This window comes from Bradyrhizobium liaoningense (genome assembly GCF_018130785.1).
Lineage (GTDB): Bacteria > Pseudomonadota > Alphaproteobacteria > Rhizobiales > Xanthobacteraceae > Bradyrhizobium > Bradyrhizobium liaoningense_A.
This window is the reverse complement of the sequence record NZ_JAFCJT010000018.1, coordinates 43379-58587: the sequence shown is the minus strand read 5'-3', so window position 1 is coordinate 58587 and position 15209 is coordinate 43379. Positions and strand designations below refer to the sequence as shown.

The window sequence follows — 15209 nt, the reverse complement described above, 5'->3', positions numbered from 1 at the left end:
CCGATGATAATCCAGTGATTGCAACCTGACCGCGCTGATAGCCCATCTCTGCAGGAGTTGCCAGCCGCTCGGCCGTTCAAGAACCGGCTTCCCCTACCTTCGCCTCGGCCTGTTGTGCCCGGATCACCATGCCGCCGGCGACGCCGACGCCAATGACATACATCCAGCCCTCGTGGAAGTCGAACAGATGGGAGTTGAACAGCGAGGTGAAGACGTTCTGCACCACAACCAGCAGGCCGACCCAATAGGCCAGTCCGTCGCCGCGGAACAACAGGAGATGCAGGATCCAGATCGCGTAGAGAACGGCAATGCCAATGACGCCCCATTGCACGGCGACGTTCAGCGTCTGGTTATGTGGATTGCCGATCACCTCGGCGGAGGCCTGGTAGTGGCCGCTGGGCGTCGCGACCGCTTCGAACAATCCGCGCGTCGAGCCGGTGCCGTGCCCCTTGATCGGCGCCTCCGCGAAGAAGCCGAGCGATTTCCGCCAGAATTCAAGCCGCAGGCCGAGTGAGGTTGCCTCGCCTTTCTCTTTATAACGCGTATAGTCGCTGGCGAAGGTATCGGCAGTCTTGCGCAATTGCGGCGAGGCCTGCCACGCGAGAACTGCCCCGGCAAGGAGGGCCGCGGTGATGATCGCGATGCCGCGCCACTTGAGGTGAAGCATCGCGAACACGCCGAGCATGATGGGTACGGTCACGAGCGCGGTGCGCGACACCACCACGAAAGCCATGTTGACGAAGAAGCTGAGCGCAAGCGCGGTCAGCAACCCGGCGAGCCAGACACGCTTCTCGCGCAGCAGCATCACGATCGGATAAGCGAGCGCGACTGCACACAGCGTAAATTCCTGACTTTGGTCGATGTAGTTCTTGACGAAGATACCGCGCTCGAGGGGATCATAGGGTTTCAGCGACAAGCCAGGATAGAAGGCGACCAGCCACGACATCACCGACAATAGCGCGCAGGACGCCAGGAACGCGATGAATATCCAGTGCCCGCGCGGCGAGCGCTCGAAATGATAGAGGAAGACCGGCAGCACGAGCAGCTTGACGGTCGGGTTGACCGCATAGAGGCGCGCGCCCCAGGCCGCATCCGACCACAGCGTTCCCGCCAGTGCGAGCAGGACCAGTGCGATCGGCGCGGCTGCAATCGGGCGCTTCAGCGATTGCAGGAATGCGCGGACGTCGAGAAACGGCACCATGCAGAGCAGGAACGCAACGTTGAAGATCGCCGCGAGCGAGGTCGACCAGGGCAGTGACGCCACGGTCAGGATCGCAAACAGGTCGACCGCCTCACACCACGCCGCCGGGCTCCGAAAGCGCCGCCGCAGCATCTGGACAGTCGTCTCGCCTGCGAGCGTCGTCACTTGCCACCTCCCCGCGCGCGATGAACCAGTGCGGTCGTGCTGAAGCCCTGGAGGATGTCGACCAGAACGACCGTTCCGCCGGCGGCCTCGACGACCTCGTGGCCGACCACCTGCTCGCGGGTGTAGTCACCGCCCTTGATCAGCGCGCTCGGCTTGATCCGGGTGATCAGCTCGATCGGCGTGTCCTCCTCGAAGAGGACGACGAGATCGACAGCTTCGAGCGCCGCGAGCACTTCCGCACGCGCCCGCTCGTCCTGAACCGGGCGATCGGCGCCCTTCAGCCGGCGCACCGAGGCATCGCTGTTGAGGCCGACGATCAGACGATCGCAGGCCGCGCGCGCCGCGGTCAGCACCTTGACGTGGCCGGGATGCAGGATGTCGAAGCAGCCATTGGTGAAGCCGACGCGCAGGCCCTGCCTCTTCCACTCGGCGAGCTGCGCGTCGAGCGCGCCCGGCTCGAGCACGATCTTCTCCTCGGCCGCGAGATAGGCATGCGGCAGGATCTTTCGGCGCAGCTCGGCCGCGCTCACGCTGGCCGTGCCCCGCTTGCCGACGGCGACGGCGGCGGCGGCGTTAGCCATGCGCAGCGCCGTATCCCAGTCCGCGCCTGCGGCAAGCGAGACCGCGAGCGCCGCCGCGACCGTGTCACCCGCGCCGGAGACGTCGCGCACCTTCGTCGGGAAAGCGGGAACATGAACCGCCTCGCCGTGGCGCGGCACCAGCGTCATGCCGTGCTCGCCTTGCGTGACCAGGATCGCCTCGCAATCGGCGAGCCGCATCACGTCCTCGCTGGCGTCGACGATGCTCTGCGGCCTGTCGGCGCGACTTCGTGTGGCCTCCGAGAATTCCTTGCGATTGGGCGTGAGCAGCGTGGCGCCGCGATAGATCGCCCAGTTCAGGCTCTTGGGATCGACGATCACCGGCTTGCCGAGTTTTCGCGCCGCATCGATGGTGTGGCGGATCACGCGTGCGGTCAGGACGCCCTTGGCGTAGTCGGACAGCAGCACGATGTCGGCGCGCACGATCTGCGGCACGATCGCCTCGATCAGCCTGCTCTCGATGTCATCGGAGGCAGGCACCGCCTGCTCCCAATCCGCGCGCAGCATGTGCGTGGAGAAATGCTCGGACACGAACCGGACTTTGCGCGTCGTCGGCCGCGACGGGTCGCACACCAGCACGCTTTCGATGCCGACATGTTCGGCCAGCGCCGAGCCGAGCCGCTTGCCCGCATCGTCCTCGCCGACGAGGCCGACGAAGATGCAGCGCGCGCCGAGGGACGCGATATTGCGCGCGACATTGCCGGCGCCGCCGATATGTATCTCGCTGCGCTGGGCCACGATCACCGGCGTCGGCGCTTCCGGCGAGATCCGCGACACCTCGCCATAGACGAACTCGTCCAGCATGATGTCGCCGATGCACAGCACCGTGCGGCGCGCGATGTCTTGCGCAAGTGCATCGAAATCGAGAATGGGGGTCGCCATGATCCTGAAACCTCAGCGGAAGCGGTCGGGGCGGTCGAGGTAATCCCCGACATACGCCTTCACCGCATCCTCGAGCGTCGTGAAGCCGCCGTTATAGCCGGCGCGGTGCAGGCGATCGACCTCGCTCTGGGTGAAGTATTGATAGCTGCCGCGGATCTGCTCGGGCATATCGATGTATTCGATGTTGGGCCTGGTGCCGAGCGCGGCATAGGCAGCCAACATCAGATCCTTGAAGCTGCGCGCCTTGCCGGTGCCGACATTGAAGAGTCCGGAGACGGATGGCGTCGCCAGCAGCCACATGATCACGCGCACGACGTCGTCGACAAAGATGAAATCGCGCTGTTGATCGCCGTCGGCAATGCCCTCGCGGTGCGACTTGAACAATTGCACGACACGGCCCGCCCTCACATCGTCGAAGCGGCGCGCCAGCACGCTCATCATCGAACCCTTGTGGTATTCGTTGGGGCCGAACACGTTGAAGAATTTCAGTCCCGCCCATTGCGGCGGCAGCTTGTATCCGCGCGCGACGCGCTCGGCGACGGCTAGATCGAACAGGTGCTTGCTCCAGCCGTAGAGATTCATCGGCCGCAGTTTCTTCAGCGCCGGCAGCGAGGCGTCGTCGTCGAAGCCAGCCTCGCCGTCGCCATAGGTCGCCGCCGAGGACGCGTAGACGAGCGGCACCGCATTCGCCGTGCACCAGTCCAGCAGCCGCATCGACAGGCGGAAATTGGTCTCGATCACGAGGTCGCCGTCGGTCGCGGTGGTCTCGGAAATCGCCCCGAGATGGATCACGGCCTCGAGCTTGCGGCCCTCCAGCCAGCCGAGCAGCTCGGCCGGCGGGACGATATCCACAAGCTGGCGCTTGGCGAGGTTCCGCCATTTGCCGTCGCTGCCGAGCAGGTCGCCGACCACGACGTCGCTGCGGCCGGCCTCGTTCAGCGCAGCCACGACATTCGATCCGATAAAACCGGCCCCGCCGGTCACCAGCAACATTCCACCTACCCTGCCAGGTTTTGTCCTGCCCGATTTCACGGCCCGGTCCTGCCCTAGCGCATGATCCGCCAAAGTGTAAGCGGTTTTGGATCGGGCGCTGTCCCGGCTTTACCTGCCGGCCTGGAGCAGGTAACCGAACCGCCACAATCAGCACGGCCCCGGTCCCATTAACAAATGAATCAAGATTCGCAATTTAGGGGAGATGCAGATCGGAGCGACACGCGCCCGATCCTGATCATCCCCTACATGTGGATCGGCGATTTCGTCCGGAATCATACCGTTGTCCGGGTCTTGAACGAGCGCTGGCCCAACCGGCCGGTCGATCTCCTCACCACCTCCCTGTGCGCGCCGCTGGTCGATTACATGCCCGGAGTGCGCCAAGGGATCGTCTGGGACCTGCCGCGCAGCCAGCTCGCCGTGGGCCGCCAGCTCGGCCTGGCGAAACTCCTGCGCGAGCGGAACTACGGCACCGCGCTGGTCCTGCCGAGGACCTGGAAGGCTGCCATCGCACCGGCGCTGGCCGGCATCCCTGAAAGGGTTGGCTTCGTCGGCGAGTTCCGGTTCGGCCTGCTCAACCGCTGGCGCTGGGGCGAAAGGAAGCTCCCCCGCTTCATCGACAAGAATGCCGCCCTGGCGCAGCCCGACGGCGCACCGCTGCCGACGGAATGGCCGGTGCCGCAATTGCGGGTCCCGGCCGACGAGATCGTCCGCTGGCGGCAGGCCAATGGCCTCAGCGCCGGCACCGCCGTCGCGCTAGCCCCCGGCTCGGTCGGTGTCTCAAAGCGCTGGCCCTACTACCCGGAGGCAGCCCGCTTGCTGGTCGAGCGTGGGCTGGAAGTCTGGGTCGTCGGTGGCCCCGCGGAAAAAGGCCTGACCCAAGAGATCGTCGCGGCGGGTGGCCCGGGGGTGCGGGACCTCACGGGCAACGACCTTCGCAATGGCGTCCTCGCCATGGCCGCCGCCGGCGTCGCCATTTCCAACGATTCCGGCCTGATGCACATCGCAGCCGCCTTGGGCACGCCGACCATGGGCATCTTCGGCCCGACCAGCCCCTATCTCTGGGCCCCCCTCAACGGCCTTGCCGCGACCGTGGTCCAGGACAAGAGCGTGCTGTCGTGCCAGCCCTGCCAGAGCACGATCTGCCGGATGAACGACCACCGCTGCATGCGGGATATCGCGGCGTCCGAGGTGGTGGGAATTGCGCAGCGGGTACTCGGGGATCATGCTCAAACAACAACCTAAGCGCGATCTCATCGCGCTTTAGTCGGGACCGCTTGACTCCCGAAAGGCGACTATTGAGCCATCATTGATGCACATCGCCTCAGCCGCTGGACGGCCCGTATCCGGGCCGTCCCATTCATGACAATCATCAAACACGGCCTATTTTGCCATCGTCGTTCTCGCCGCCTCGATTTTCGCCTTCACGGCATCGGCACATCGTCACGCACATGTCGCCGAAGTACCAGACGATGCGCAACTCCAAGAACGGCTGGTCGATTGATGAAGCCGGCATGGCTTGCGGAGGTCTCGACCGGGCATTGCGCGCGGCCGCACGATGGCAGCGGCTGTAATGAGGAGAGTACGGCCGTGCCAGTCGGACGCCCGGTCATCGGCAATGAAGACACCCAAGCGCAAAGACATCCAAGCGCACGGCGCAGAAAGGGCAGCGTCGTTGCCACTTGTCGAGGGTGAACCAGGATCACGTAGGCCAAGACGAATCCTCATCGAGATGCGAACGGAGGTTTAACTCCTCAAACGTCGCTCGATACATGCCTCTTGGACAGTTTACACAACGATGGAGGTAACTCATGCCGATCGTTCAATTCGCCCGCTTCAAGACCGACAAACCCGAGGACATGGTCAAGATCGTCAGACAAGCAAAGAAGATCTTTGAGAAGCATGGCGCCGAATTTCTTCGGCTCTCCCGCTTCCACACTGGCCAGTGGGCAGGAGAGTTGCTGGTCTCGACGCGCTACGCCAATTGGGAAGTCTACGGCAAAGTGCAGGAAGCCGTGGCAAATGACCCGGAGTTCGCGCAAGTGCAGGCTGAAGGAATGAAGATTGCCGAGCTTAAGGGCCGCAACATCGCCGTCAGCATCGATCTCTGAAGCCTGATCCGGAAAGCGCTAAGCCGTTTTCCGGGAACATCGTGCTCAAGCAATATCCTGAGGCGCGATGACGATTTATCCTGATCCCATCGCGCTTCAGCCGGGGCGCCGCCCCGCCAACCACGGCAAGCGCGGAGGCCGCCGGATATGTTCGGCGACCTGTCTGATTCTAACAGGGCGCGCTCGCCATCGTGTTACGCTGCACCCGGCCGTAGGACGAGTGCTCTGCAGGTCCTTTGACCTGGATCAACAACAGGTTCGCCAGTTCATCGCAACTAAACGCTGCTCAGGACCGATACGAAGGACCACGTCTTACTGCGCCTCCTCGGCGTCGAAGAGGCTGATTCAGCGACATTGCCCATTTAGTCGGAGAGTTTCATGAAGACCTTCAATTCCCTGGTGACGGCATTACTTCTCGTGACGCAATCGGCCTCGATACAGGCTGCGGATTTGAACGGAGCCTGGTCAATCGACGCCTCGGCCTGTGGCGACATATTCACCAAAGAGAACAACAGGCTTGCCTTCAAGAAAGATGCTGATCTCCACGCCGGCGGCTTGATCGTCCAGGGAAAGCAAATCACCGGCACATTTGAAAAATGCACCGTCAAATCATTGCGCGAAGACGGGCCGAACATGCGACTGATCGCGTCGTGCTCGGACGGCGTCGCGATTTCAGACGTGACATTCGATCTGACATTCTCCGGCGAGAATAACATCACGCTCAGCTCCAAGGAGCCGGTGCCGGTGCAAATGCCGTATGTGCGCTGCCCAATGTGAAGCCGACCGCCAGAGCTTGAAGAAACCTGGATGGACGATCCAGGTGGAGGCCGTCGAGGCTGTGCCGATGATGACATCATGCCGGTGTTTTGCCCGACGAGTCAATCTCATTTCGTAAAATCCGCATAAAATATGCACACGTCTCCAAGCCATTGATTCCGCTGGCACCGGCTACTGTGCATGGGGTTGTTCTGCGAGATTTTTGTTTGCGGCCCCGAGAAGCGGGCTCAGAGCAGCGGACGATAGACCTCGCCGATCCGCGCCGCCTCGGCATCGAGGCTGAATCGTTCGAGCACCCGCGCCCGCCCGCGCTCGCCCATCGCCGTCGCCGCAGCCACATCGCGCATCAGCGGCTCGAGCGCCGCAGCCAGCGCATCGGCATCACCTGTCGGGATCAGCACGCCGGTGACGCCATCCTCGACGACGAGCTCGGCCGCCCCAGCGCGCGCAGCGACGAGCGCACTGCCGGCGGCCATCGCCTCGATCAGCGTCAGGCCAAATCCCTCGTTGCGCGAGGTGAAGGCATAGATCGTCAGCCGCTGATACCAGCGCTGCACCGCTTCGATCGGCAGCTCACCGGTGATGACGATGCGCGATTGCAGGCCAGCGGCCTCGATGCGCTTCTTCAGGTCATTGGCGAAGGGAGTTTGCTCGGGCGTGACCTGGCCGACGATGACTGCGGCGCAATCGGGATAGCGCGGCAACAGCCGGCACATCGCATCGACGAACACGTCCGTGCCTTTCTGCGCACGCACGCGGCCGAAGCAGCCGATGGCGTAGCCGCCGGGCAATCCGCTTTCAGCGAACGCCGCGGCGCGATCTGTCGGCGGCGCATAGATTTCGGTGTCGACGCCATGCGGGATCACGGTCGCCTTCACTTTCAGGAACGAGGCCGAGATATCTGAGGTCGCGATAATCGCGTCCATGCGCCGGATCAGCCAGCGCGTGATCCAGCTGTGATGCCGCTGCGCCGCCGAGGTGAAGACCAGTTTCAATGGCCAGCCGAGCGCGCGCAACAAGACACCCGCGATCATCTCGTTGTTGCGGCGCGCGTGCCAGATCAAGGGCTGCTTGCGGCGCCACAATTTCAGGAAATCCGCAGCGCTCAGGCGCGCAATCCCCTCCGGCGCATCGGAACCGAACCATGCGGCGCGATACAGCTTGGCCAGCCGCGGTGCCACCATCCGGTTGGTCGCGGTGACCCCGGAATAGCGCCTGTGCAGATTTGGCACGATCACCTGTAGATCGCCCGGGGAATTCGCCACGTCATGCTCCGCTTCGTTGGCCCCCTATACGCAACATTAAGCATAGTGACCAGTTCAGCTGCGCCGAAACCCCCTCTTCACCGCGCAAACGTTAACTTGGCGCGTTGATCGAAGACGGGTGAGATCATGACTGTGCTAGTCACCGGCGGCGCCGGTTATATCGGAAGTCACACGGTCCTCGCGCTGGTGGAAGCCGGCGAGGACGTCGTTGTGATCGACGATCTCTCCACCGGTTTCTCCGCCTATCTGCCGGAGGGCGTGCCGCTGTTCATTGGCGACGCCGGCGACGAGAACCTGGTCGAGGGCGTGATCGCCCAACACAACATCGAGAGCATCATCCATTTCGCGGGCTCCGTCGTGGTGCCGGACTCGATGCGCGACCCGCTCGGCTACTACCGCAACAACTTCATGACCGCGCGCAATTTGCTCAACGTCGCGGTCAAGCGCGGCATTGGCCGCTTCATCTTCTCCTCGACCGCCGCCGTCTACGGCAATCCGGACCAGGGGCCGGTCCCCGAGCATGCGCCGACGCGGCCGCTGTCGCCCTACGGCTCGTCGAAGCTGATGACCGAGATCATGCTGCACGACGTCGCCACCGCCTACGGCATGCAATACGTGACCTTGCGCTATTTCAACGTCGCCGGCGCCGATCCGCAGGCGCGCATCGGGCTGGCCACCGTCGGCGCAACGCATTTGCTCAAGATCGCCGTCGAGGCCGCGACCGGCCAGCGCGCCAAGATCGACGTGTTCGGCACCGACTATCCGACCCAGGACGGCAGCTGCATCCGCGACTTCATCCACGTCACGGACCTCTCGCAGGCCCATCGCTCGGCACTCGCTTACCTGCGCAACGGCGGGGCCTCGACGACGCTGAATTGCGGCTATGGCCGCGGCTATTCGGTGCTGGAGACCATCGACGCGGTGCGCCGGGTTTCGGGGCGCAGCTTCGCCGTGCAATACGCCCCGCGCCGGCCCGGCGACATCATGACCATGGTCGCCGACACCAGCCGCATCCGCAGCCTGCTCGACTGGAAGCCGCAATACGACGACCTGGAGACCATCGCAGCGCATGCGCTGGCCTGGGAGGACAAGCTGTTCCGCGAGCGCCATGGCGAGCTCCGCCACGCCGCCTCGGCCTAGATTCCATCCCGGCGCAAGCCCTTAATTGGGCTTGAAAAGCGCGGCTTTAGCGGGCACAGAGGCCCTTCGATCCCTGACGCGCGGGCAGGCTCTTGCTTGCCCCGTCAATGGACACCGGATGGCCCAGTTTCCAAAGAAAATCACCGACGATCCCTACACGGCAGCGATCCTGATTCGCCGCCTGGTCACGGAACAGGGGATCGTCTACTGGCGGCGTTACCTCGTCGCCTTCGCGCTGATGGCGCTTGCCGCCGGATCGACCGCGGGCGCGACCTACGTGCTCGGCCAGGTCATCAACCAGGCCTATGTCGACAGGAACGTCCCGGGCATCGCGATGTTCTCAGGGCTCACGGTGATCCTGCTCTTTATCAAGGGCGTGGCGACCTACGGCCACATGGTGATCCTGACCAAGATCTCCAACGCGATCCTCGCCACCAACCAGCGCCAGCTCTTCGCAAAACTGATGCGCGAGAGCGTCGGCTTCTTCTCCGAACGGCATTCGTCGGAATTCCTGGCGCGCCTGACGGCCGGCGCCAAATCCATCACCGACGTCCTCAACATGCTGGTCAACGCCGTCGGGCGCGACCTGTTGATGCTGCTCGCCATGATCGGCGTGATGGTGTGGCAGGATCCGCTGATGTCGTTCATCGGCCTCGTCGCGGTGCCGCCGGCGATGCTGGTGCTGCGCAAGCTGGTCAAGCGCATCAAGGGCCTCGCCTACAACCAGTTCACCGGCACCGCCGACATTTTGGAGACGATGCAGGAATCGCTCCAGGGCATCCGCACGGTGAAGGCATTCACGCTCGAAGACACCATGCAGAAGCGCATCGACGAGAACATCGCGATCGTCGAGCGCAACGCCAACAAGATGGCCCGCGTCGCCAACCGCTCCAACCCGCTGATGGAGATGCTCGGCGGCTTCGCGGTCGCCGGCTGCCTGCTCTATGGCGGCTACAGCGTCGTCGCGCTCAACGCCACGCCCGGCGCGTTCTTCTCCTTCATGACCGCCTTCCTGATGGCGACCGAGCCGGCCAAGCGACTGGCGCGGCTCAACATCGACCTCAACAGCCAGCTCGTCGGCGCGCGCATGCTGCTCGAGATCATCGACAGCCCGGCCAGCGAGTATTCCGACGACGACAAGCCGGCACTGAAGCTGTCCGACGCGCGCATCGAACTGCGCGACGTCAGCTTTTCCTATCGCTCGAATGACACCGTGCTCAACCGCATGAGCTTCGTGGCCGAGCCCGGCAGGGTCACAGCGCTTGTCGGCCCCTCGGGCGGGGGCAAGTCGACCGTGCTGGGGTTGCTGCTGCGCTTCTACGAGGTGACGCAAGGCGACATCGTGATCGACGGCCAGTCGATCGGCGCGGTCTCCCGCAAGTCGCTGCGCGCCCAGACCGCCTATGTCGGGCAGGACGTCTATCTGTTCCGCGACACCATCCGCAACAACATCGCTTTCGGCAAGCCAGGCGCGACCGAAGAGCAAATCGTCGATGCCGCGAAAGCCGCCTGCGCGCATGATTTCATCATGGGCTTCCCGCTCGGCTACGACACGCCGGTCGGCGAGCACGGCACGCAGCTCTCCGGCGGCCAGCGCCAGCGCATCGCGGTGGCGCGCGCGCTGATTAAGAACGCGCCGATCATCCTGCTGGACGAAGCCACCGCCGCGCTCGATTCGGAGTCCGAGCGCCAGGTGCAGGAAGCGATCGAGCATCTCTGCCAGAACCGCACCACGATCGTGATCGCGCACCGCCTGCACACCATCATGCACGCAGATGGCATCCTGGTGGTCGAGGGCGGCGAGATCGTCGAGCAGGGCCGGCACGACGAGCTGCTGCGCCGCGGCGGCCGCTACGCCTCGTTCTTCCGCCTGCAGCATCACGATGCCGGTGCTCTGGCGCCGATCAGCGCAACCGCATAGAGTTCCCTTCACCCCACCAAGAGCAGCGAGACCGCTCCATGAACGCCGCCTCCTACGTCATCCCGCTTCCGCCCCAGGCTTCGCTTCCCGTCATTGGCGAAAGCGGCCGTTATCCCGTGCGCCGCATCTGGTGCGTCGGCCGCAATTATCTCGAGCACATCCGCGAAATGGGCAATGACGAGCGCGCCCCGCCCTTCTTCTTCGCCAAGCACGCCGACATGCTGGTGCCCGACGGCGCCACCATTCCCTATCCGCCGCTGACCAAGGATTTGCATCACGAGGTCGAGCTGATCGTCGCGATGAAGAGCGGTGGCCTCAACATCCCCGCCGACAAGGCGCTCGACCACGTCTACGGTTACGCCGTCGGCATCGACCTCACCCGCCGCGACCTTCAGATCGCCTCGCGCAAGAAGGAGCGTCCGTGGGAGATCGGCAAGTCGTTCGACGGCTCGGCCCCCTGCTCCGCAGTGCAGCCGGCCTTGAAGATCGGCCATCCCGCCAAGGGCAAGATCTGGCTCACCGTCAACGGCAAGGAAGCCCAGAAGGGCGATCTGACCGAGCTGATCTGGAACGTGCCCGAGATCATCTGGCAGCTCTCGCAGCAGGTGAAGCTCGCCGCCGGCGATATCATCATGACGGGCACGCCGGCCGGCGTGTCGCAGCTCCAGCCAGGCGACAAGCTCGAATGCGGCGTCGACGGCGTCGGCACGCTGAAGGTGAACATCGGCCAGCCTGAGTAAGCTGCGCAACGACTGAAAATCGAAAGGCCCCGGACGTGTCCGGGGCCTTTTGCATGTCGAACATGTGATCGCGATCTACCAGGCCTTCACCGGCCGATTGGCATGGCTCGCCTGCGGCACACCGCGATTGAGCGACATGTGCGAATGCACGCACAGCCAGCCATCGCCATTCCTCGAAAACACCATCGTCGCCCGGCCGGGGCGTGGAAATGCGCTGCCGTCGGGATGGTAGCCCGTGCTCGTCCAGGGCGCGATCACGGTCGCCATCGTGCCGTCAGGTGAGGCCAGGACCGAGGCCTGCTCGAGCACGAAACGGAAGTCGGCCGTCCTCGGCCAGACGTTGTCCCACTGCGTCGAGACCCATTGGTCGAGGCCGGGGATGACATCGTTGTGCGTGCCGAAGGCCAGCACATCCGGATGGAAGAGCGGTCTCGCCGAGGCGTAGTCGACCTCGCGGACATAGCCTGAGAAGGTATCCAGCCACGCGCGGAAGAATTGCACGGTCTCGGTGTTCGCAACTGGCAACGGGGCCATTGCCTGCTCCATGTTTGGCCGCTAAAGCGCGGCGACCTTGTTGCCATGGACCGAAGAGTGCAGCAAGATTCGCGAGGGCCGGAGGGTCCGCCGCAGAGACCGCATCAAGAAGCGAGAGGATGTCTCGGATGTCGAACACGATCACGGAGCTCGAGGGGCTGTTGATGCAGCGCTCGCTCACCGACCCGCAGCTGGTCGCAGCAGCGGAGAAAGCAGCGGACTTCCGGATCCTGCCCGACGCCACGGTCATCAAGATCGGCGGCCAGAGCATGATCGATCGCGGCCGGGCCGCGGTCTATCCGGTCGTCGAGGAGATCGTCGCCGCCCGCAAGGCGCACAAGCTCCTGATCGGAACCGGCGCAGGCACCCGCGCGCGGCATCTGTATTCGATCGCGGCCGGGCTTCACTTGCCGGCCGGCGTGCTCTCGCAGCTCGGCGCCTCGGTCGCCGACCAGAACGCCGCGATGCTCGGGCAGCTGCTCGCCAAGCACGGCATCTCCGCCGTCAGCAGCGCCGGACTGTCGTCCGTGCCGCTGTTCCTCGCCGAGGTGAACGCGGTGATCTTCAGCGGCATGCCGCCCTATAGCCTGTGGATGCGGCCTGCAGCCGAGGGTGTGATCCCGCCCTATCGCACCGATGCCGGATGCTTCCTCGTGGCCGAGCAATTCGGCTGCAAGGCGATGATCTATGTGAAGGACGAGAACGGCCTCTACACCGCGAACCCGAAGACGTCGAAGAACGCGACCTTCATCCCGAAGATCTCAGTGGCGGAGATGAAGGCCAAGGGCCTTCAGGACTCGATCCTCGAATTCCCGGTGCTCGATCTGCTCAACGCCTCGCGCCACGTCCGCGAGGTGCAGATCATCAACGGCCTCGTCCCCGGCAACCTTACCCGCGCGCTCGCGGGCGAGCATGTCGGCACCATCATCACCGCGAGCTGAAGGGCGCACCGTCATGGCTGACACCAACCAGATCAAGCACGTCGCCTCGCCGCTCGCGCGCCAGACCTTGCTCGACAGCGATCTCACCCGCCCCGTCGCCGGCAATCGCCCGATCAAGCTGCTGCCCTGGCTGCAGGTCATCAAGATCGGCGGCCGCATCATGGACCGAGGTCATGATGCGATCCTTCCGCTCGTCGACGAGCTGCGCGCACTGCTGCCGGAGCATCGCCTGCTCATCCTGACCGGCGCCGGCATTCGTGCGCGGCACCTCTACAGTGTCGGCCTCGACCTCGGCCTGCCAGTCGGCTCGCTGGCGCCGCTCGCCGCCAGCGAGGCCGGCCAGAACGGTCACATCCTTGCGAGCCTGCTCGCGCCGGAAGGTGTCTCCTATGTCGAGCACCCAACCATCGCGAGCCAGCTCGCGATCCACCTCAGCGCGGCGCGTGCGGTCGTCGGCAGCGCCTTCCCGCCCTATCACCATCACGAATTCCCGACCGCGCGCATCCCGCTGCATCGCGCCGACACCGGCGCGTTCCTGCTCGCCGACGCGCTCGGGGCCGCGGCCCTCACGATCGTGGAGGACGTCGACGGCGTCTACAGCACTGATCCTAATGGCGTCGATGGCAAGAAGGCAGAGCTGCTGAAGGAGACGAGTTTCTCTGAGCTTGCGAAGCTGAAGGGCACGCTGCCGTTCGATCCTGCACTGCTCGAGGTGATGGCGAATGCGCGGCACATCGGGCGCGTGCAGGTCGTCAACGGCCTCGTTCCCGGCCGGATCTCCGCGGCGTTGCGCGGCCAGCATGTCGGCTCGATCATCAACACTGGCGCCAAGCCTGCGTGACAGTGCGGTCAGGCCCGTAAAGACAAAGCCCCGGAGCTTGCTCCGGGGCTTTTCATTTGCAACGTGACAACACGCTCACCGCAGCGCCGACAACACGATCAGACCGAGGATCAGCGCCGTCAGCGAGTACTTCAGCGTGTAGTACACGTTGCGGTTCCATTCCTTGACCTTGCGGCTGCCGAGATGGATCTCGTAGAGCTTGCCGAACACCTTGTTGAGCACGCCGACGCTCTCGCCATCGACATTCTGGGTCGCCGACGCCTTGACAATGTGATGGCTGACCCAGCGGTTGATCGCGGTTATGAAGCCGTACTTCATCGGGCGCTCGACGTCGCAGAACAGGATGATGCGGTTGACGTCAGTCGCATTCTCCGCGCTGTGAATAAAAGTCTCGTCGAACATGAAGGCCTCGCCGTCACGCCAGACGCATTCGACGCCATCGACCAGGATGCGGCACTTGTTCGAGTTCGGCGTGACGAGGCCGAGGTGGTAGCGCAGCGAGCCGGCGAAGGGATCGCGGTGGGCACCGAGCTTGCCACCGGGCGGCAGCATCGCGAACATCGCGCCGTGCACGCTCGGGATCGCGTTGAGCAGCTCCACCGTCCTCGGACACAGCGTGCGCGCCGAGGGCAGGAAGTCGTCATACCATTTCAGGTAAAACCGCTTCCAGCCGCTCTTGAAGAACGAGTAAAAGCCCCAGTCGTTGTTCTTCGCTGCTGCGCGAATGAAACCTTCGTCGAACAGGCGAACGGCCTCGTCGCGAATGGTCTCCCAATTCTCGCTGAGGGGCTTAAGCTCCGGAAACTGCTCGACGGGGATCACCGGCCTGTTCGGCACCGCCGAGCCCGCATACATCAGCACATTGTAGGGCGCGAGATAGGTCGAGTGATCACCGAGCTGGCGCGCGAAGCGCAACCGTTGCTTGCCGCGGAAGTGAACGTAAATTGTCGAGGCCGCAAGCACATAGAGAATGACAAGTTGCGGCGCAAAAAGCTGTTTCAACATTTCCCCGTTCCCCAGTGACCCAGCCGGGGACGTGATCTACTCCGACGCGGCCCGAGCTGCAAGATATTGGCGTGCATCCTGAGGCTGTTCCGCCGGT

Annotated in this window: 14 protein-coding genes; 8 read left to right on the top strand and 6 right to left on the bottom strand. The window is 64.1% G+C overall.

Annotated features, from left to right (window positions below; genetic code table 11):
* Window positions 1-76: 76 nt before the first annotated feature.
* The 3 genes from JQ627_RS28185 to rfaD are packed head-to-tail and all read right to left on the bottom strand — an operon-like array spanning window position 77 to window position 3840.
* Window positions 77-1366: an O-antigen ligase gene (locus JQ627_RS28185; RefSeq protein ID WP_212487564.1), complete on the bottom strand. Its 1290-nt coding sequence runs from the start codon at window positions 1364-1366 to the stop codon at window positions 77-79.
* Complete coding sequence (gene rfaE1, locus JQ627_RS28180; RefSeq protein ID WP_212487562.1) at window positions 1363-2847, bottom strand: D-glycero-beta-D-manno-heptose-7-phosphate kinase; 1485 nt, start codon at window positions 2845-2847, stop codon at window positions 1363-1365. Before rfaE1 ends, JQ627_RS28185 begins: the two co-directional genes overlap by 4 nt.
* 12 nt (window positions 2848-2859) lie before the next feature.
* Window positions 2860-3840, bottom strand: a complete 981-nt coding sequence (gene rfaD, locus JQ627_RS28175; protein WP_212487560.1) for an ADP-glyceromanno-heptose 6-epimerase — start codon at window positions 3838-3840, stop codon at window positions 2860-2862.
* Window positions 3841-4014: 174 nt separating this feature from the next.
* Here rfaD and waaF point away from each other — a divergent pair, with 174 nt between their 5' ends.
* The 3 genes from waaF to JQ627_RS28160 all read left to right on the top strand — a co-directional run bounded on the left by waaF (window position 4015) and on the right by JQ627_RS28160 (window position 6725).
* A complete protein-coding gene (gene waaF / locus JQ627_RS28170) occupies window positions 4015-5082 on the top strand; it encodes a lipopolysaccharide heptosyltransferase II (RefSeq protein WP_212487558.1) in 1068 nt (355 codons plus the stop codon).
* Window positions 5083-5648: 566 nt separating this feature from the next.
* Window positions 5649-5948, top strand: a complete 300-nt coding sequence (locus tag JQ627_RS28165) for a hypothetical protein (RefSeq protein ID WP_212487556.1) — start codon at window positions 5649-5651, stop codon at window positions 5946-5948.
* A gap of 378 nt (window positions 5949-6326) precedes the next feature.
* The gene (locus tag JQ627_RS28160) at window positions 6327-6725 is read left to right on the top strand and encodes a hypothetical protein (protein WP_212487554.1); all 399 of its coding nucleotides are present in this window, start codon (window positions 6327-6329) and stop codon (window positions 6723-6725) included.
* Window positions 6726-6952: 227 nt separating this feature from the next.
* Here the strand turns inward: JQ627_RS28160 and JQ627_RS28155 are convergent, their stop codons facing one another.
* Window positions 6953-7990 carry a glycosyltransferase family 4 protein gene (locus JQ627_RS28155; RefSeq protein WP_212487552.1) on the bottom strand — a complete coding sequence of 346 codons (1038 nt, stop codon included), beginning with the start codon at window positions 7988-7990 and terminating at the stop codon, window positions 6953-6955.
* 126 nt (window positions 7991-8116) lie between these two features.
* On the opposite strand from JQ627_RS28155, the gene galE reads away from it, so the two are divergent.
* The 3 genes from galE (at window position 8117) to JQ627_RS28140 (ending at window position 11791) form a co-directional block, all read left to right on the top strand.
* Entirely contained in the window at window positions 8117-9130 is a 1014-nt protein-coding gene (gene galE, locus JQ627_RS28150; protein ID WP_212487551.1) for a UDP-glucose 4-epimerase GalE, read from the top strand.
* A 118-nt stretch (window positions 9131-9248) separates the two neighbouring features.
* Entirely contained in the window at window positions 9249-11051 is a 1803-nt protein-coding gene (locus tag JQ627_RS28145) for an ABC transporter ATP-binding protein (protein ID WP_212487550.1), read from the top strand.
* A 38-nt stretch (window positions 11052-11089) separates the two neighbouring features.
* Window positions 11090-11791 carry a fumarylacetoacetate hydrolase family protein gene (locus JQ627_RS28140; protein ID WP_212487549.1) on the top strand — a complete coding sequence of 234 codons (702 nt, stop codon included), beginning with the start codon at window positions 11090-11092 and terminating at the stop codon, window positions 11789-11791.
* 75 nt (window positions 11792-11866) lie between these two features.
* Here JQ627_RS28140 and JQ627_RS28135 read toward each other — a convergent pair whose 3' ends face one another.
* Window positions 11867-12325, bottom strand: coding sequence for a nuclear transport factor 2 family protein (locus JQ627_RS28135; protein ID WP_212487548.1), 459 nt, complete (start codon window positions 12323-12325; stop codon window positions 11867-11869).
* Between the two features lie 128 nt (window positions 12326-12453).
* Between JQ627_RS28135 and JQ627_RS28130 the strand changes: the two genes are divergently transcribed.
* On the top strand, window positions 12454-13266 hold the full coding sequence (locus tag JQ627_RS28130) for a uridine kinase (RefSeq protein ID WP_212487547.1): 813 nt from the start codon (window positions 12454-12456) through the stop codon (window positions 13264-13266).
* A 13-nt stretch (window positions 13267-13279) separates the two neighbouring features.
* A complete protein-coding gene (locus JQ627_RS28125; protein WP_212487546.1) occupies window positions 13280-14107 on the top strand; it encodes a molybdenum storage protein subunit alpha in 828 nt (275 codons plus the stop codon).
* Window positions 14108-14182: 75 nt separating this feature from the next.
* On the opposite strand, the gene JQ627_RS28120 is transcribed toward JQ627_RS28125, so the two are convergent.
* Window positions 14183-15112, bottom strand: a complete 930-nt coding sequence (locus JQ627_RS28120; protein WP_212487545.1) for an aspartyl/asparaginyl beta-hydroxylase domain-containing protein — start codon at window positions 15110-15112, stop codon at window positions 14183-14185.
* Window positions 15113-15209: the final 97 nt, after the last annotated feature.

Excerpts from the sequence above, each read along its gene's own strand:
- rfaE1 (WP_212487562.1), bottom strand. The coding sequence starts at position 2,847 with ATGGCGACCCCCATTCTCGATTTCGATGCACTTGCGCAAGACATCGCG.
- rfaD (WP_212487560.1), bottom strand. The coding sequence starts at position 3,840 with ATGTTGCTGGTGACCGGCGGGGCCGGTTTTATCGGATCGAATGTCGTG.
- waaF (WP_212487558.1), top strand. The coding sequence starts at position 4,015 with ATGAATCAAGATTCGCAATTTAGGGGAGATGCAGATCGGAGCGACACG.
- JQ627_RS28165 (WP_212487556.1), top strand. The coding sequence starts at position 5,649 with ATGCCGATCGTTCAATTCGCCCGCTTCAAGACCGACAAACCCGAGGAC.
- JQ627_RS28160 (WP_212487554.1), top strand. The coding sequence starts at position 6,327 with ATGAAGACCTTCAATTCCCTGGTGACGGCATTACTTCTCGTGACGCAA.
- galE (WP_212487551.1), top strand. The coding sequence starts at position 8,117 with ATGACTGTGCTAGTCACCGGCGGCGCCGGTTATATCGGAAGTCACACG.
- JQ627_RS28145 (WP_212487550.1), top strand. The coding sequence starts at position 9,249 with ATGGCCCAGTTTCCAAAGAAAATCACCGACGATCCCTACACGGCAGCG.
- JQ627_RS28140 (WP_212487549.1), top strand. The coding sequence starts at position 11,090 with ATGAACGCCGCCTCCTACGTCATCCCGCTTCCGCCCCAGGCTTCGCTT.
- JQ627_RS28135 (WP_212487548.1), bottom strand. The coding sequence starts at position 12,325 with ATGGCCCCGTTGCCAGTTGCGAACACCGAGACCGTGCAATTCTTCCGC.
- JQ627_RS28130 (WP_212487547.1), top strand. The coding sequence starts at position 12,454 with ATGTCGAACACGATCACGGAGCTCGAGGGGCTGTTGATGCAGCGCTCG.
- JQ627_RS28125 (WP_212487546.1), top strand. The coding sequence starts at position 13,280 with ATGGCTGACACCAACCAGATCAAGCACGTCGCCTCGCCGCTCGCGCGC.
- JQ627_RS28120 (WP_212487545.1), bottom strand. The coding sequence starts at position 15,112 with ATGTTGAAACAGCTTTTTGCGCCGCAACTTGTCATTCTCTATGTGCTT.